The 18,656-nt window shown below is 36.0% G+C and carries 16 protein-coding genes; 14 read left to right on the forward strand and 2 right to left on the reverse strand.

The features are described 5' to 3' along the window. Nucleotides 1-30 precede the first annotated feature (30 nt). The 14 genes from KHA97_RS21070 (at nucleotide 31) to qoxD (ending at nucleotide 17,396) form a co-directional block, all read left to right on the forward strand. The gene (locus KHA97_RS21070) at nucleotides 31-1,131 is read left to right on the forward strand and encodes an SGNH/GDSL hydrolase family protein (protein ID WP_213126762.1); all 1,101 of its coding nucleotides are present in this window, start codon (nucleotides 31-33) and stop codon (nucleotides 1,129-1,131) included. A gap of 375 nt (nucleotides 1,132-1,506) precedes the next feature. Next, nucleotides 1,507-2,157 (forward strand): YesL family protein, encoded by a 651-nt coding sequence (locus KHA97_RS21075; RefSeq protein WP_213126763.1) that lies wholly within the window; start codon nucleotides 1,507-1,509, stop codon nucleotides 2,155-2,157. A gap of 355 nt (nucleotides 2,158-2,512) precedes the next feature. Continuing rightward, complete coding sequence (locus tag KHA97_RS21080) at nucleotides 2,513-4,117, forward strand: extracellular solute-binding protein (RefSeq protein ID WP_213126764.1); 1,605 nt, start codon at nucleotides 2,513-2,515, stop codon at nucleotides 4,115-4,117. Nucleotides 4,118-4,261: 144 nt separating this feature from the next. Beyond that, nucleotides 4,262-5,197 carry an ABC transporter permease gene (locus KHA97_RS21085; RefSeq protein ID WP_213126883.1) on the forward strand — a complete coding sequence of 312 codons (936 nt, stop codon included), beginning with the start codon at nucleotides 4,262-4,264 and terminating at the stop codon, nucleotides 5,195-5,197. Further along, entirely contained in the window at nucleotides 5,191-6,054 is an 864-nt protein-coding gene (locus KHA97_RS21090) for a carbohydrate ABC transporter permease (protein WP_213126765.1), read from the forward strand. The genes KHA97_RS21085 and KHA97_RS21090 overlap by 7 nt, the downstream gene beginning before the upstream one ends. A gap of 58 nt (nucleotides 6,055-6,112) precedes the next feature. Then, nucleotides 6,113-8,350 (forward strand): AraC family transcriptional regulator, encoded by a 2,238-nt coding sequence (locus KHA97_RS21095; protein ID WP_213126766.1) that lies wholly within the window; start codon nucleotides 6,113-6,115, stop codon nucleotides 8,348-8,350. Between the two features lie 38 nt (nucleotides 8,351-8,388). Then, on the forward strand, nucleotides 8,389-9,405 hold the full coding sequence (locus KHA97_RS21100; protein ID WP_213126767.1) for an NAD-dependent epimerase/dehydratase family protein: 1,017 nt from the start codon (nucleotides 8,389-8,391) through the stop codon (nucleotides 9,403-9,405). After that, nucleotides 9,406-10,458 carry a dihydrodipicolinate synthase family protein gene (locus KHA97_RS21105; RefSeq protein ID WP_213126768.1) on the forward strand — a complete coding sequence of 351 codons (1,053 nt, stop codon included), beginning with the start codon at nucleotides 9,406-9,408 and terminating at the stop codon, nucleotides 10,456-10,458. It abuts the gene before it with no gap. Nucleotides 10,459-10,481: 23 nt separating this feature from the next. Further along, nucleotides 10,482-11,477, forward strand: a complete 996-nt coding sequence (locus KHA97_RS21110) for a zinc-dependent alcohol dehydrogenase (RefSeq protein WP_213126769.1) — start codon at nucleotides 10,482-10,484, stop codon at nucleotides 11,475-11,477. A gap of 97 nt (nucleotides 11,478-11,574) precedes the next feature. Continuing rightward, entirely contained in the window at nucleotides 11,575-13,122 is a 1,548-nt protein-coding gene (locus KHA97_RS21115; RefSeq protein ID WP_213126770.1) for an FAD-dependent oxidoreductase, read from the forward strand. Nucleotides 13,123-13,577: 455 nt separating this feature from the next. Then, entirely contained in the window at nucleotides 13,578-14,519 is a 942-nt protein-coding gene (gene qoxA, locus KHA97_RS21120) for a cytochrome aa3 quinol oxidase subunit II (protein ID WP_213126771.1), read from the forward strand. A gap of 51 nt (nucleotides 14,520-14,570) precedes the next feature. Then, on the forward strand, nucleotides 14,571-16,517 hold the full coding sequence (gene qoxB / locus KHA97_RS21125) for a cytochrome aa3 quinol oxidase subunit I (RefSeq protein ID WP_213126772.1): 1,947 nt from the start codon (nucleotides 14,571-14,573) through the stop codon (nucleotides 16,515-16,517). Further along, entirely contained in the window at nucleotides 16,517-17,113 is a 597-nt protein-coding gene (gene qoxC, locus KHA97_RS21130; RefSeq protein ID WP_213126773.1) for a cytochrome aa3 quinol oxidase subunit III, read from the forward strand. Before qoxB ends, qoxC begins: the two co-directional genes overlap by 1 nt. Nucleotide 17,114: 1 nt before the next feature. After that, complete coding sequence (gene qoxD, locus KHA97_RS21135) at nucleotides 17,115-17,396, forward strand: cytochrome aa3 quinol oxidase subunit IV (protein ID WP_213126774.1); 282 nt, start codon at nucleotides 17,115-17,117, stop codon at nucleotides 17,394-17,396. A gap of 37 nt (nucleotides 17,397-17,433) precedes the next feature. On the opposite strand, the gene KHA97_RS21140 is transcribed toward qoxD, so the two are convergent. Next, nucleotides 17,434-17,685 carry a hypothetical protein gene (locus KHA97_RS21140; RefSeq protein WP_213126775.1) on the reverse strand — a complete coding sequence of 84 codons (252 nt, stop codon included), beginning with the start codon at nucleotides 17,683-17,685 and terminating at the stop codon, nucleotides 17,434-17,436. A 217-nt stretch (nucleotides 17,686-17,902) separates the two neighbouring features. Beyond that, nucleotides 17,903-18,343: a GyrI-like domain-containing protein gene (locus tag KHA97_RS21145; protein ID WP_213126776.1), complete on the reverse strand. Its 441-nt coding sequence runs from the start codon at nucleotides 18,341-18,343 to the stop codon at nucleotides 17,903-17,905. Between the last annotated feature and the right edge of the window lie 313 nt (nucleotides 18,344-18,656).

Raw genomic sequence — 18,656 nt, forward strand, 5'->3', positions numbered from 1 at the left:
ATTTTTCAAAATATCGAAAGAGGGATTTAGATGAACAAAGCAAGTAGTCAGGTAAAAGTAGGAAATCTAGATAGAAATATGCAACCTCATATAGTTGAAGCGTGTGAAATCAATTGGATTGATCCTAGAAAGCCGCCTTTTCGTATTAATGGTTTTGCTTGGTTAAACGAGGAAAAAGTTTATAGGAGATTACCTAAGCATCCATTGTACGAAATTACAGAACCAGTTGATTTTTTGGCTGATTCTACTGCAGGAGGACAAATTCGCTTTCGAACTAATACTCGAAAATTAGCAATCAAGGTGAAGTTAAAAGGAAAAGCCAATATGTTTCATATGCCTGCTACAGGTCAATGTGGATTTGATTGTTATATTGGTGAACCGGGAGAGCAGGTTTTTTGCAGTGTATCGAAATATGAACATACTGAAGACCATTATGAAGTGGTGTTATTTGAAAGAGAGGAGCAAAGTCTGCTTTCTATAACTTTACATTTCCCTCTTTATCAAGGGGTAAATGAAGTCCTAGTAGGTATTGATACAGATGCAAATATTGCAGCGCCACCAGATTATATGGATGAGAAAAAACTTATCTTTTATGGGACTTCGATCCTTCAAGGTGGATGTGCCTCTCGTCCCGGCATGGCCTACACAAATATTATGAGCAGAAGAATCAATAGGGAGTTTATTAATCTAGGATTTTCGGGAAATGGAAAGGGAGAAGTTAATATGGCACATATCATTAGTGAAATTGAAAATCCAGCTTGTCTCGTATTGGATTATGAGCCGAACTGTGTTAGTACCGAATTGTATAGAGAAACACTTCCTCGCTTTATACAAGTTTACCGTGAAAAATATCCCGACACCCCTATTTTGGTTGTTTCGAAATTTCCATATGCCCAAGAAAAAATAAATCGACAACTCCTTCAAGAGCGGTTAGAGCGATTAGATTTCCAAAAACAACTCATACAAAAATTACAGCAAGAAGGAGATAAACATATTTATTTTTGCGAAGGGACAAATATACTCGGAGATCTGTGGCAAGAAAAAACAGTCGACGGTATACATCCTACTGATTTAGGCTTTTTAAGTATCGCTGATAACTTAACGCCAGTAGTAGAAAAAATAATGATTTAGTTTCTATAGAATACAGCGGCGGGTCAAGTGTGCAGAGTCCTTGCCATTTTTTTATTGGTTACTGGGAAATAACAAATATGGAGAGTTATGGATAACTATATAAAGATAGTTTCCGTCTAATGCAAGCAGTCGTCGACTAGCAAACTTCTTGTCCTTTTCTTTTGCGCAAGAAGTCCAGAATCGTCCCTCGGCGTGTTTCCTTTATCGCATGGCTTAGGCCGAAGGAGACTTTTGGCAAGTATGTCACTGAACTGCACTTGCGCTTTTGTTGTTAAGATTCTAATTCCTTAAATTTCTGAGAAGTTGTTTGTGCCTATGCTATAATCTACAAAGAAGGACCGATACAACTTTTCCTACTGGCGGGAGGATTTTGCGATGGAAATGAAAGGCTTTCTTGGAGGATTATATAAGTTAGGGGACTGGATTATTCGTCTCATCTATGTAAATTTCCTTTGGATTATTTTTATTCTGGTAGGTGGGGTTGTCTTTGGAATTATGCCCTCTACGGCAGCATTATTTTCGGTAATGCGTAAATGGATGAGAGAGGAAATCGATCTTCCCGTATTTAAAACGTACTGGCAGGGATTTAAACAAGAATTTGCCAAATCAAATATGATTGGTCTTACTTTGGGTATTCTGTTACTCATCTTTTATATTGATTATAGAGTTATCCTAATTTCTAAAGGGACATCCTTTCAAATACTCGCACTCTTACTGATTATCATATTGTTTTTATTTTGTTTGATGTGCCTATATATTTTTCCTGTGTTCGTAAGCTATGAAATGAAGCTGCTTAACTATTTTAAATATAGCTTTTTATTTGCCTTTGCAAGTCCGCTTTCGACGATAATCATGATTGTCGGCCTATTCTTTACTGGCATTTTAGCCATTATTGTACCAGGACTAATCGTGTTCTTCGGAGCTAGTGCACCTGCGTTTATTATCATGGCATCTGCAAATCGTGCTTTTGAAAAGATCAAACATAAAGTACAACTATATCCAGATCAGCATGATATAACTTCTTAGTAAAAAACATCCCCTTACTGAGTCATGGATACTTTATTTTTATCAGATCTTTTGTGTGCGGTTACATAACAAATCAAATTACTGATATTATCAATTTCCACCTATTTATCAATTTCCACCCTTGTCCTAACCCTTGATATAGCAAGGGTTTTCGTGTTTTTCAGTTGATTTTTATTTCAGAGTATAGAGTGAGTGAAAATCGTTTGTTTACAATTGTTGCTAATAATTCTATATTTGATGTGCCTGTTGATGAGGCCGAATATTGTGAATATGATCAAATGTATAATGTGTTGATCGTATAGTATTCCCCATTATTTGGCGATAAAAAGGCATTTAAAAAAAGGGAGGAAATTAAATGCTAGGTCGATTATCGAAATTGTTATTTGTTTTACTTCTTGTCTTTGGCATTTTTGCAGGTTGCAGTACTTCCGGAGAAAAAACTGGCGGTGGAACTGATAAACAAAATGAAAGCGGAAACAATTCTGAAGAACAAGTAAATGAACCTACAGAAGATTATGGTGATACAGGAGGAATCAATTTACCTATAGTTGATAAACCAGTAGAAATTACTTGGATGCTTGTAAGTGATGTAAGCAACTTAAAGGATAAAGCCGTCATTAAAGAAATTGAAAAAAGAACAGGAATTAAACTGAATATACAATCGTACTCATCCGGAACTTATAGTGAAAAATTAAATACAGTTGTTGCGTCAGGGCAACTTCCTGATATTTGGCACGGTTTACCTGTTGCAAAGGTAAATGAGCTTGGCCAAAAAGGTGCGGTCGTTGCCATTAATGAATATTTAGATGAACTTCCTAACTACAAGAAATTGTATGCAGAGGAAAATGATTGGGTTATGAAATCCTTCTCTGATGATAAAGGTAATATGTATACATGGCCAATATATGGTGTAAACCGCGAATTAAACCACGGATTCTTATATCGTAAAGATATTTTTGATAAGAATGGCATAGAGTTATGGAACAATACAGAAGAATTCTATGAGGCGTTGAAAAAACTAAAAGAAGAATATCCGGATTCCGCCCCTTATGCGTCTAAAACAGCTGAATTTATTTATAGAGACTGGGGATTCGGTTGGGGGATCACAGGTGCCCAATATCCAGCTTACTATGATGAATCCGATAAAACATGGAAATTCCAATTTACAGATCCAAAACATAAAGAAATGTTGGACTTTATGAAAAAACTATATAATGAAGGATTACTAGATAAGGAGTTTATTACTGATACTGAAGCATCTTGGACAACAAAAATGACAACTGGAAAATCATTCGTTACCTTTGACTGGATTGGAAGACTTGATATGTTCTACGAACAAGTAAAAGCTGAAAATCCAGATTATGATCTTCGTTACGGTAACCCGGTGGGTCCAGAAAATACAATTCGCAGCTTAGATAAAATTGCGAACTGGGGACACACAGTTACGAAGAATGACAAGAGTGAAATTGCTTTAAAACTTCTTGATTACTTATCTAGTCCATCTGGCGCAGAGTTAATTATGGTAGGTGTTAAAGACGAAATCTACAAAGATGAGGGAGATGGAAAGATCACGTATCCTGACTTAAATGTTGATGTCGTCGGGATTAAAGATTTGGAAAACCAATATGGTATGTGGGTAGAAGGAATGTACCTACGTGCAGATGAGCGCAGTGTGTATTTTAATTACACAAAAAAAGAACAAGAGGCACAGGACATGATGCAAGGAAAAATGCAGCCGCTTGATCCTATCTTGAAGTTTAATGACAAAGAAAATGACACTATAGCAAAATTACAACCGAACTTATTAACGGCTGGAATTGAATTCAGCACAAAATACGTGATGACTAAATCCCATGGTGATAAGGAATGGGACGCTTGGCTTGAAGAAGCTAAACGATTGAAGGTAGACGATTTTATCCAAGTTTATAACGATGCTCAGAAGCGTTTTGACAGTGAATAATGTAGTAAATCGGATATAGAGATTGTCTCATTGGATAAGGGCTGGATAAGAGTACCAGCCCTATATTCCCCGAGTTTAGACGGCACACTTTATGTTTAATTGGGAGGGACCAGTTTGCCAAAAACACATTCAGGGACGCATAACATGCAAATAAAACAACCAGAACCATCACGTTGGGTCTCTATATTTAAACATATCAAACGAGATCGACAATTATTGCTACTATTTATACCTTGTATTGTCTTTTTTGCCCTTTTTCGATATGGCCCAATGTATGGATTAATAATCGCCTTCAAGGATTACGATGTTTGGTCAGGGATTACAGGAAGTGAATGGGTAGGATTAGAGCACTTTCTCACTTTTTTCTCTAGTCCGGATTTCTTTAAACTTTTTAAAAATACAATTCTATTAGGCTTTTATACCTTACTTATCGGATTCCCGTTTCCAATCATTTTTGCCATTCTATTAAATGAAGTTCGTATGCTTTGGTTTAAAAAGTCGGTTCAAACAGTCAGCTTTCTACCGTCCTTTTTGTCCATCGTTATTGTCAGCAGTATGCTTATTGACTTTCTATCCCCGGGTAGCGGGATTATTAATGATATCATTGCTGCACTTGGATTTAAGAAAATTTACTTTCTTGTTGAACCAAGTTGGTTCCGTACGGTTTATATCGGATCTGATATTTGGCAGTTAATGGGATATGAATCAATTCTCTATTTAGCAGCAATCGCTGGAATAAGCCCTGACTTATATGAAGCTGCAAAAGTAGACGGCGCGACCAGATGGGATCGAATCCGCTATATTACTTTGCCAGGATTAATGCCGACGATTTTAATATTATTCATTATCAAGGCAGGAAATATGTTCAGAATTGGATTTGAAAAAATCTTATTAATCTACAATCCAATGACTTATGAGGTTGCTGATGTATTTTCTACTTATGTTTATCGGCAAGGTTTACTTCAAGCAAATTATAGCTATGCGGCTGCAGTTGGTCTGTTTGAAGGGATTATTGCTTTAATCATGCTGTTAATTGCCAATCTGTTAAGTAGAAGGCTTGGAGGTAAGAGTTTATGGTAGGAGAAAAGCGATTTACGATCTTTACTGTTATCAATACGATCATCTTGAGCTCTATAGGAATAGCTATTTTATATCCCATCTTTTATATAGTCGCTGTATCTTTTAGTGAGACGAGTCAGGTCGTGCAAGGGAATGTTTGGTTGCTACCGAAAGGATTTAACTTAGACGCCTATAAAGAAATTTTAAGTCAAAATAAAATACCTAAAGCCTATTTAAATACGATAATTTATACAGGACTCGGAACGACGATTAATTTACTCATGACAGCTATTGCAGCCTATCCTTTATCAAGGGTTACGTTTTTCGGAAGAAAATTTTTTATGCTCGCTATCGTCTTGACGATGTTCTTTAATGGCGGAATGATTCCAACTTATGTTCTTGTTCAAAGTCTAGGCATGATTGATACGATTTGGGCCATAGTCATTCCAAATGCTATTTGGACCATTGAATTGCTTATTTTGAAGAGCTTCTTTGAGAGTATGCCTGAATCTCTTCGTGAATCTGCAGTTATCGACGGAGCATCAGAGTTTAGAATTCTGTTCACCATCATGATTCCGCTCTCCAAACCTGCCTTAGCATCAATCGGACTATTCTATTTCATGGGACATTGGAATAGTTATTTTCTTCCTATGATTTACTTGAATGATTCAGCAAAATATCCACTACAAGTCATTTTGCGGGATATGCTAATTTTTGCAAATAACGAAAATGAAAGTTTGATTGATAAAGCCGCTTTGGCTCCTGAAGCATTAAAAAATGCCACCATTTTCATAAGTATGATTCCTGTTTTAATTATCTATCCATTTGCCCAAAAGTACTTTGCAAAAGGGGTAATGTTAGGTTCTGAGAAGGGATAATAAAGGGCCATATCGAATGTAGTGTATTATTACATTCTGACATGACGGGGTGTTACAAATGGAAAAGTTCATCACTGTGAGAGGTTTCATGCGTATATTTTCCGTCTTGCTCATATTTGTATTAATCATGTTTTCGACCAATTACTATCTTATGAAAACCTCTACACAAAGACTTTACGAGCAAATGAAGGAAAATAATCGCCTGATTGTCAGCGGAATCATTGAATCGATTGATGATACGTTTAGAGAAATAAATAACTTAATTTACTCGATTGATACTCTACCTTATGACCCGAAAGATAAAGATGAAGGAAGTTATATTAATTATCTGCTTTATAAAGACATGCATAAACTGATAACAATCTCATCCTCTCACGATTATATTGAGGACGTTGTTGTGTTCTTTGATCATTCTGATCTTGCGATAACATCACAGGGAACAATAGATTTAAATGAATACTTTAATGAACAATATAAAAACAAACAACATAATGCTATGTTTTGGACATCTTTTTTTACTGATGAAAAACCGTTGGAAATATTCCCTGCAAGGACCTACTTGAAAAAAACAAGCGGAAAAAACTATAAACCCAAAAATTTGATAACGATTGCAGGTAACACCCAATTTTCTTCCAAAAACATTCTTGTTTTTTTAAACGTAGATACTTTATTGGAAAATATAAATCAAAGAACAATGATGGATGAGACCTCTTTTTTAATATTAGATCAAAACAATAATATTGTCTTATCAACAGAAGAAAAGATTAGTTTAGGTGAGGTCGTTCAAGGGTTATATATAGGCGCTGGTGAAGAAAGGGTAGTAAAGAATCAAAAGTATGAATATGTCGTTTATAAATCGGACTATAACGGATTTACATACATTAATCGAATCCCATTTCAGTATACGGCTGTTGCATCTATTACAAACGACCAACAAACGATAATGCTCATTAGCGGTATCGTTACACTCTTATTATTGCTCGTTGTTAGTTTATATTTGTTTCGCCCAATCAAAAAAGCCGGTCTCATCATTGGAGGAGAACCAAATTGGAAAAGTATTTTCCAATCGATCATCCAATTAAAACAAGATTTTCAAGCATCTAAGAACAAAGAAAAAAGATTGCAAAAAGAGTTGAGTAAATATATTTTTATCCAAACCATTACGCAAAGTCACGATAATCCTGTAATGTATTCGCAAATAAAGGATTATGTTTCAGATTTATTCATGGATCGCCGGTTCATTCTTTTACAATTGACATTTGAAAGTAAACCAATTAGTGAAATGAAAGAAACGCTGCAGATTGAGGAATATAAGAAATTTATTGAATGTGGATTAAAAGAAAATCTACATTACGTAACTGTATTTCATCAAATGGATACAGAATTTTTGGTGCTAGTTGGAATAAATCATACATCCGAACGAAAACATGTGATTCAAGCTGTTCAACAATTTATAAAACATGCTCAAGTATCGATGCAGTCCGATATTTATGCCGTTATTAGTAAGGTGTATGAATCAAAGGTGGATTATTTGAGATTAGCGTATCAGGATATTATTCATTCATCCTTATATCGAAATGTTGGAGTTGAGGGTTCTGTTTATGATTCCGAAACCATTCAACCTAAGGCACAGGTGTATTTTCCAATCGAAAATGTGGAAAAATTACCCAATTTACTCGTTAGCGGAAATGAAAAGGACTCCATCCAGATTATCGATGACATTATCGTGCAAAATATCGATTTGAATATTCAACGTCATCAATTTGTGGCGATCTTGCAAAGTCTGCTTCTATACATGAAAAGACATCTCCAACTAAATGAAGAAGAACAACAAAAATTGCACATGCTTGAAATGGAATTTGACGGTAGTATTAAGGACTCCAAAAACCTTGAAGATTTGAAAAGTACCTTTATGCAGGTAGTGAATTATATTTTAGAAAAAGGAAGACAGGCTCAAGACCAAGACAATAAATTAAATCCAGTCTTCATAGCTCATTATATAGAACTGCATTACATGGATAATATGTATCTTGAACATATGGCTTCGGTTACAGATACATCATCAAAGTATTTCTCCAAGTATTTTAAAAATAATTTTGGTGTTAATTTTACTGAGTATTTACATCGTGTAAGAATCAATCATGCAAAAGAATATCTAAAAAAAGAAAATATGACGATTGCGGAAATCGGGGAAAAAGTTGGTTATTTGAATGCAACCACTTTTGCAAGTACTTTTAAAAAATATACAGGTCTTTCTCCGACAAATTACCGGGAGAAAATAATAAATACAGGGTGATACAAGTTTCAAAGATTAAATGAATAGGGAGTGACAACATGAAAACGGTTGTGGAGTTAGAGGATTTCATGTCAAAACCTTCAATAGAGCTCATTGAACAATTATCCACATTAGACGGAGATATATTAATTTTAGGTGTAGGCGGAAAAATGGGCCCGACCCTTGCGAAAATGGCCAAAAGGGCGATAAACGCAGCTGGGGTTGAAAAAAGAGTCATTGGTGTATCTAGATTTTCCTCAGGAATTTTGAAACAAGAACTCGAAGACTATGGAATAGAGACGATTGCATTGGACTTATTAGAGGAAGGAGCAATGGAGTCACTTCCAAAAGTAAAAAATATTATTTATATGGCCGGTAATAAATTTGGAACATACGGTAATGAGCATTTTACATGGGCGATGAATGTGTATTTACCCGGAAAGGTTGCTGAAAGGTTTAAAGATTCACGCATTGTTGTTTTTTCCTCAGGAAATGTGTATCCTCTAACAAAAGTTGGGAGTACGAATTGTTCAGAGGACACATTTGTAGGTCCAATTGGGGAGTATGCCCAGTCTTGTCTAGGTCGGGAGCGAGTGTTCACCTATTTTTCTCATAAAAATCAAACACCTATTCTTATATATAGATTGAATTATGCCATTGATCTCAGGTACGGTGTATTGCTTGAAATAGCCAAACAAGTATATGAAGGAAATCCAGTTGATCTCACTATGGGTAGTGTCAATGTTATATGGCAAGGTGATGCAAATGAGTATGCTCTGCGCTCATTATTGCATTGCGAATCACCACCTAAAATATTGAACATTACAGGACCGGAAACGATTTCGGTTCGCTGGTTAGCTGAAGAATTTGGAAAATACTTTAATAAAGCTGCTCACTTTATCGGTGAAGAACAAACAACCGCTCTATTAAATAATGCTTCGAAAGCTCATAAATTATTTGGATATCCTAAGGTGACTCTTAACGAAATGATTGAATTAGTAGCAGGCTGGGTTAAGCTGGGCGGGGAAACATTAAATAAACCGACTCATTTCCAAGAACGGGAAGGAGTGTTTTAAATGCTTAGTCCAGTAGTAAAAAAAGCGTTGCAAAATGGTACTGTTATCCCCGCACATCCACTCGGTTTAACAGAAAATAGACAACTAGATGAGAAGAGTCAAAGAGCACTCACTCGTTATTATATTGATGCTGGTGTCGGTGGGATTGCTGTCGGCGTACATACAACGCAATTTGAAATTCGTAATCCTGAATTTAATTTATATGAGAAAGTTTTATCACTAGCGATTGAAGAGATTGAAAAAGCTAAAGTAGCAGAATCATTTATTAAAATAGCTGGAATTTGCGGGCGAACCGAACAAGCATTAAAAGAAGCTTCATTTGCGAAAAAAGTGGGTTACGATCTTGGGTTAGTAAGTCTTGGAGGATTAAAGGATTTAACAGAAGAGCAATTACTTACTCATGTTAGAAGTGTCGCAGACATTATTCCTGTATTCGGCTTTTACTTACAACCATCTGTGGGTGGAAGGATTTTCAGTTATGAGTTTTGGAAATCGTTTGCTGACCTTCCAAATGTTCACGCTGTAAAAATAGCTCCGTTTAATCGATATCAAACATTTGATGTTGTTCGTGCTGTTTGCCATTCCAATAGAAATGAAGAAATCGCATTATACACAGGGAATGATGACAATATCGTAGCGGATCTTTTAACTACGTATCGAATAAAAGTTGGGAATAAAAAGATAGAAAAGAAAATAGTCGGTGGATTATTGGGGCATTGGTCGGTATGGACGAAAAAAGTTGTTGAGATATTCAATGAAATTAAAACGGTTCAAGATAAGGAATTTATTCCATCAGAATTATTAACCCTAGGGCAGGAAATTACAGATGCAAATGCAGCCTTTTTTGACCCGAGCCACGATTTTAAAGGTAGCATTGCGGGAATAAATGAAATTTTGGCTAGACAAGGATTTTTAAAAGGAAATTGGTGCTTGCTTGAAAAAGAAAAACTGAGTCTTGGCCAAAATGAAGAAATTGATCGTGTATACGCACAATATCCTCATTTAAATGATGATAAGTTTGTAAGAAGTAACATAGAAAAGTGGTTTTCGTAAAGGTAAACGTAGGAGGCCTACCATTGAAATCAATCGTTGCAAGCAATAAAAGGGTTAAAATTATAGAAGAAGAGATTCCTTCGATCAAACCTTCCCATATATTAATCAAAACATTATATTCAGCCATTTCTCCAGGTACCGAATTAAGTATGATAGAAAATAGTGTTGGAAAGGAATATGCAATCGGATATAGTGCAGTTGGAACAGTAATTGAATGTGGGGAAGATGTAGAAAATCTTGAAAAAGGTGACATTGTAGCGTGCTATGGTGCCCCTTATGTGCGACATTCTGAATACTTACTAGTTCCAAAAACGTTATGTATCAAAGTGCCGAATAATTTAACTGCTGAGGAAGCATCGCTTTGTGGATTAGGTGCTATTGCGATACATGCCCTCAGGATCGCCAACTTACAATTTGGAGAAACAGTTGTTGTTGCAGGCTTAGGAGTTCTTGGTCAACAGATTGCCAAAATAGCTGATGCAGCAGCTTATAACGTTATTGCCTATGATATTTCAGAAGAACGTACAGGGATGTTAGATAAGATTAAATCATTTTCATCTGTTGAAGAGATGGAAACGGCAATATATCAATCTACAAATAATAATGGTGCCGATGCGGTTTTAATATGTGCAGGTGGGAAACAATCGATATTGACGAAGCAAAGTCTCGGGTGGATTCGTAATAAAGGAAAAGTAGTCATTGTAGGCGATATTGAACCAAATTTTCCCAGGGATCTTATGTTTGGAAAAGAAGCACAAATTCTAATCTCACGAGCGGGTGGTCCTGGTCGTTATGATAAAATTTACGAACAACAAGCCATTGATTATCCATATGGATTTATCCGTTGGACAGAAGGAAGAAATATCGGCGAATATTTGAGATTAGTAGATGAAAAAAGGATTGATATTCAACCGTATATTAAAGAAAAAGTATCGTTTAGTGAGGCTCCGGAAGTTTTTAAGAGTCTGTTAAATAAAAGATCAATCACTTTGACAAAGTTGATTGATTACTCCAACTAACTATAAAAGAAAAAACATTGTTTTGAGTAGAGCGATAGGGACATGTGTAGATTTCGAAGTCACTGAAAAAATAAGTTTTATCATTAAGGAGGTTTACATGCTAGTAGATTTAGTGATTGTTGGTGGAGGGATGGGGGGCTGTGCGTCGGCTCTTTCTGCTTGTGCGAATGGTCTTCGGGTTTTTATGACGGAAGAAACAGACTGGATTGGGGGGCAAGTCACTTCTCAAGGTGTTCCACCAGATGAACATCCATGGATTGAAGAATTTGGATGTACAAAAAGATATCGGACTTACCGTAATAAAGTAATAGATACATATTTTAAGGCGTTTAATGTGAAAGAGGCTAGTCCTTCTTTTAATCCTGGCAATGGTCTTGTAAGTAAAATTTGTCATGATCCACGAGTTTCATTGCATGTTTTATATGAAATGCTTATGCCTTACCTTTTGACAAATCAATTACAACTTAGCTTAAATACAAAAATCATCTCAGTTCTAAAAATAGATAAAAACATACGTGAAGTGACATTTGAAAATACGATTACTAGTGAAAAGGTGCAAGTGACATCTCCATATTTTATTGATGCAACAGAAACAGGGGACGTTCTCCCTTTGGCTGATATTGAATATGTTGTGGGAGCGGAGTCTAAAGCTGAAACGAGAGAACCTAATGGTTTAGAAGAGAGTAATCCAGAAGATATTCAAGCTTTCACATACGTATTGCCTATGGAATATCGCGAAGGAGAAAATCATGTTATTCCAGAACCTGAAATGTACCAGTTTTGGAGAGAATTTCATCCCGATATTTGGCCGGACAAATATTTAAGTTTTTTTGCCCCGCATCCAATTACGAAAGAAAAAAGAGAGTATACATTATTTCGTGAAGAAACAGGGTTCCCACTTTGGGAATATCGTCGAATATTTTATAAAAACCAGTTTGAGTCACAATATAAAGCTGGTGACATAACATTGATGAATTGGCCACAAAATGATTACTTTTTAGGAAATATTTATGATGTTTCAGAAGAAGAAAAGGAGAAACATATATATCAGGCAAAACAGCTCAGCCTTTCACTTCTTTATTGGTTACAAACAGAAGCGCCGCGACGAGATGGGGGAATAGGTTACCCAGGATTAAAGCTTAGAAAAGATATATTTGGCACAAAGGATGGATTGGCTAAATCGGCATATATTCGTGAATCTAGACGAATTAAAGCCGAGTATACGATTCTTGAACAAGACGTATCTCCAGATTTTAATAAAGGGAGAACTGGAAAAAACTATCACGATCGGGTGGGAATCGGTTCCTATAGTATTGATTTACATCCAAGTATGGCTGGTAGAAATTATCTTGATATTAAAGCATTGCCTTATCATATTCCGTTAGGTGCATTACTATCGAAAGACGTCGACAACGTATTAGCCGGATGCAAAAATATCGGAACGACACATATTACAAACGGTTGCTATCGCCTGCATCCTACGGAGTGGAATATAGGCGAAGCCTGCGGGGCATTAGTTGCGTTTTGTATAAAACACAATATCAATCCAAAAACGGTAAGAGAAGATGAAAAACTATTGACTGCATTTCAAGCGGAATTGAGAAAAGATGGATTTGAATTGGAATGGCCGGAGGAATTCTATTAGAGAAAAAAATATATCTTTTTGCCTAAAAAGCATCACCTAATGTCAATGGACTTAGGTCAAAGAAGCAGAAGTATATTTACTTGAAATCAGAGGTTCGCACCATTTTTTAAATTTATCTAAACTACAAAATAAAAACAGGCTTGCAAAGAACGATTTGCAAGCCTTTTCGGATTACCCTATGTACATGTAAAATGTACAACTTACCTCTAATAATAGATAACCTCGTTTAATAATTATCCTATTATCTTACTTCATTTTTATAAACATCCATTATTATATCGATATAATATCCATTTTAAGTCGTTTTTATTAACATTCTGTGAATAAACTTCATGAAAACTTTGTGACTTTTATCACATTTAACTGTTTTTATTATTTGATGATAATAAAATATGATATATAACTTTGGTATTTTTACATTTTAGATTTCATCTTCAAAGAAAGAGGGGACCTGAATGAAAATGAAATGGGCTTTTTTTAGTTTTGTTATTACATGTATGTTTGCATTAACCGGTTGTGAACCATTAATGGTTTTAGATCCAAAAGGGCCTCAAGCAGAAACACAAGCCAATGTGATTTGGATTTCGATTGCGACGATGGCAATTATTGTGATTGCGGTCTTCACCCTATTAATATTTGTCGTTACCAAATATCGAGCATCTAAACAAAGTAACGATTACGAACCACCACACATTGAAGGGCATCCGGTCGTTGAATCAATTATTGTAGGTATTCCCGTCATAATCATTATATTTCTCTCGATTGTCACGGTTAAATCGACTTATGAAGTCGAAGCAACACCAAAAGGATATGAAGATCATAAGCCATTAACGATTTATGCTTCTTCCTCTGATTGGAAATGGCACTTTAGTTATCCAGAAGAAAATATCGAAACGGTTAATTATTTATATATCCCAACAAATCGTGCGTTAGAATTCAAACTTTACTCATATGGACCGATTACAAGCTTTTGGATTCCTCAGCTTGGCGGTCAAAAATATGCTATGTCAGATATGGTAACGACTTTGCACTTAGCAGCCAGCGTACCTGGTGAATACATGGGAAGAAATGCGAACTTTAGTGGGAAGGGATTCGCAGAAAATACGTTTCAAGTGAAAGCCATGCCTCAAAAAGAATTTGATAAATGGGTTGAAGAGGTAAAAGCGACTGCCGAGCCATTAACGGAAAATAAATTCAATGAACTATTAGAACCAGGTCATCTTGGACAATTAACGTTTAGCGGCACACATTTAACCTTTTTACCTGCTCCGGAAGGTGAATATGGCGGTCATCATCATGGATCAACTGATTCGGATGAAGGTTCAAAACAACATCACGATGAACATGCACAGAATAGGCAAGATTCCCATGAAAAAACAGAAAAACATCATCATTAATAGATGTAGAGTTTGTTAACAAATCGTTTTGCATGAAAGGAGTCAAAAAGTATGAATTACTTTGATCGATTTGCCATTCCACATCCAAGCCCGGCGATTTATGCTTCGATGGTTGCTATCGGTCTTACCGTTATTGCCATCGTCGTCGGCTTAACATATTTTAAAAAATGGGGTTACTTATGGCGCGAATGGTTGACAACTGTTGACCATAAACGAATTGGTATTATGTATTTAATTTCCGCCTTACTAATGTTATTTCGTGGTGGCGTAGATGCGCTCATGATGCGGGCACAAACTGCTGTTCCTGAAAATACGCTTTTAGATGCCCAGCACTATAATGAGGTGTTTACCACCCACGGGGTGGTAATGATTATTTTTATGGCAATGCCATTTATCTATGCTTTAATGAATTTCGTTGTACCACTACAAATTGGTGCACGTGATGTGGCGTTCCCTCGCTTGAATGCATTAAGTTTTTGGTTATTTTTTATGGGGGCCATGTTGTTCAATATTTCTTTCGTCATTGGTGGTTCACCTGATGCTGGCTGGACTTCCTATTTTCCACTTGCGGGTAATGACTTCAGTCAATCGGTTGGAACCAATTATTATATGCTTTCGATCCAGATTGCTGGTATTGGGACATTAATATCGGGAATTAACTTTATTACAACGATATTAAAAATGAGAGCGCCAGGTATGACATTGATGAAAATGCCAATGTTTACATGGACTGCTTTCATTACGAATGCCATTGTTGTTTTTGCTTTTCCGGTGTTAACGATCGCTCTGTTATTAGGAACAATGGATAGACTTTTTGGTGCAAACTTTTTTACAACAACCAATGGTGGCATGGACATGCTTTGGGCGAACCTTTTCTGGGTTTGGGGACATCCAGAGGTTTATATCTTGATTCTTCCAGCATTTGGTATTTATAGTGAGGTTATCTCTACTTTTTCACGACGTAATCTCTATGGATATAAATCAATGGTCGCTTCCATCGTTATTATCTCGTTTTTCTCATTCCTAGTTTGGACCCACCATTTCTTTACAATGGGGCAAGGGCCACTAACAAATAGTATTTTCTCAATTACTACAATGGCTATCGCGATTCCAACCGGAATTAAGATTTTTAACTGGCTGTTGACGATGTGGAAAGGAAAAATTAAATTTACGGTTCCGATGCTTTATGCGATTGGTTTTATTCCGATTTTTACAATCGGTGGGGTAACTGGGGTAATGCTAGGGATGGCAAGTGCTGATTATCAATATCATAATACGATGTTTTTAGTCGCACACTTCCACTACACCATTATTCCTGGGGTAGTATTTGCGATGCTTGCCGGACTTACGTATTGGTGGCCAAAAATGTTCGGTTTCATGCTAAGCGAAAGAATCGGAAAATGGGCATTCTGGTTTATTGCTATTAGCTTTAATGTCACTTTCTTCCCAATGTTCTTCACTGGTTTAGACGGACAGGCGCGCAGGATGTACACATACTCTGAAGCAACTGGGTTTGGTCCATTGAACTTAATTTCATTTGTCGGTGCGGTAGGACTTGCCATTGGTTTTGCTTTAATTGTCTATAATGTTTACTACAGTACTCGTTATGCTTCAAGAAATATTAGTTCAGATCCATGGGATGCACGCTCGCTTGAATGGGCAACACATAGTCCAGTTCCATCATATAACTTCGCTGTCACACCGCAAGTTAGTTCAATTGAAGCATTCTGGGATGCTAAGAAAAAGAATATTCCTTTATTCCAAGGAAAATTGGATAAGATTCATATGCCAAATAATAGTGGTGTTCCTTTTATTATGAGTAGTATTTTCTTTGTTTGGGGATTTTCATTCGTATTTAGCATGTGGATTCCAGCGATCATTACAACGATCGGTATATTTGTTTGTATGGCACATCGTTCATTTGAAAAGGATAACGGATATTATATTTCTGTTAAAGAAGTTGAAGATACAGAAAAAAAGCTGCGAGGTGTTAGCTAATGAAAATAGATCACTCGCTTCCACTTGAATATAGTACAGACCAAAACAAATTAAATATCTTAGGGTTCTGGATTTTCCTTGGAGCCGAAATTATGCTGTTTGCCACGCTTTTCGCAACTTATTTTACACTAGTGGATCGCACAGGAAGCGGACCTGCAGGCGCAGAGATTTTCGAAATTACTCCTGTGCTGATCGAAACGCTTGTCCTTTTAACTAGTAGCTTTACAATTGGACTTGGTGTTCATGCGATGAGATTAGGTAGAAAGAATGCAATGATCTCATTCTTTACCATTACACTCCTTCTCGGTCTTACTTTTTTAGGAGTAGAGATTTATGAGTTTACGCATTATGTGCATATTGGAGCAGGTCTTCAAACGAGTGCTTTCACCGCGATTTTATTAACGACTTTAGGAACCCACGGAGCACACGTGACCATCGGTTTATTTTGGGGATTATTTATCATTTTACAAGTGAAAAAACGTGGACTTACTCCGGAAACAGCTAATAAATCATTCATCTTTTCACTTTACTGGCATTTCTTAGATGTTGTTTGGATCTTTATTTTCAGCTTCGTCTATTTGAAAGGAATGATGTAATATGAGCGAATTATTTCCAAGGAAGCAAGTAATGGGGTTTGCCTTTTCTTTAGTCCTTACTGCTGTTGCACTATCTGTGTATTTCTTTGATCTATCATTTGCAGTAGCTATGACCATTCTTTTAGTCACCGCTTTTGTGCAGGCAGCCGTTCAACTCGTTGTATTTATGCATGCAGGCGAAACAGGAGATAAAGGATCAATTTATACGAATCTTTTTTATGGATTTGCGATCGCCCTCGTTACGATTTTCGGGACATTACTCATTTTGATTTGGGATATGTAAATTCTGAAGGGGCGCCTATGAAGGCGCCCCTTTTTGTTCACAAAGTCTTTTCCTTAGTAGGAATAATCCTAACTCCTTTAGCTGTTTTTTCCTGCAATTCCTCTGTTGCTACGAAAAAAATACCCATTAAAAAGATAAAAATTGCACCCATCACTGTGCCAATTCCAATACTTGTAATCGTGCTGTGATCGCTTACAAAAAATCCGTATAAGAAAATAATAATTCCAATTGTGAGTACTGTATAACCAACATATTTTACAGCATTTAGTAATTTTATATGATCCTTCATTTTATTGCCCCCTTCATATTTATTATTCAATTTGTTCACAAAGTTGTCAATTGTTTTCTAAGAAAGACAGGACGGAGCAGACTTTAAACTTTGGTTAAAAAGTTATTATTCTAATTTAATAGAAAAAAGATAAATCTTGTTATTGATAATCTGTTTGTTAAATACTAAAACCCAATTCTCTAATTTAAGAAAATCGGGTTTTAATATGGCAAGGGATTTATTTAATATTAAAAATAATCTCGGTCTCAAGCTTCGATTCATCTTCATTCCAATGGCCGTAAATTTCCATTGACGGTGGCTGATGATGCTCCCCGTAAGTTTCAATTAATGATTTAATTTTTCCATAGGTTTTATCCAATTCACTATACGGTCCGATGTGCTTACAATAGGCATATTTATCCAAATGTACAATCTTTTTTTCTAATGATGAATCTTCTGGAGGGGGAGTATTCAATTCAATACCAGCAAATATCAGGTGATCCGCATCATATACAACATGGTTAATACCCTTATGATAGAGTTTTTTCTGTCTGACTTCCTCCCAAACCTTATTCAGCAATTCGAACATCGTATCACTATACGCTTTGTTTTGATCATGAAGTTTGGAAAAGCCAAACAATGTAAATGTTATACTTTGATTCACAATCACTGCTTCCATGCATAGTGCACCCCTAACCAATATGTTAACTAGTTATATTCGCTACTCTGATTTTATTTCCTTTAAATTTTTGTGCAACGAGTTCAAACAGCGCTTGTAAACAGCGGAATGTCCTTCAACACATCAAGTAATACATTCTGAAAATGAAATTGAAGTATAAGTCCAGATTTAAAACAAGATGAAAAAATTATTTGCATCCAAAGTGTATGTTTTTACGTCAAATATGTTAGAGGATGTAAAAAAGAATCCATAAAAAGTATGCCGAAAAAAACCGTCGAACGAATTATTTGTTTATTGCATATATTAATCAAGG

The sequence above is a fragment of the Lederbergia citri genome (genome assembly GCF_018343625.1).
GTDB lineage: Bacteria > Bacillota > Bacilli > Bacillales > Bacillaceae_C > Lederbergia > Lederbergia citri.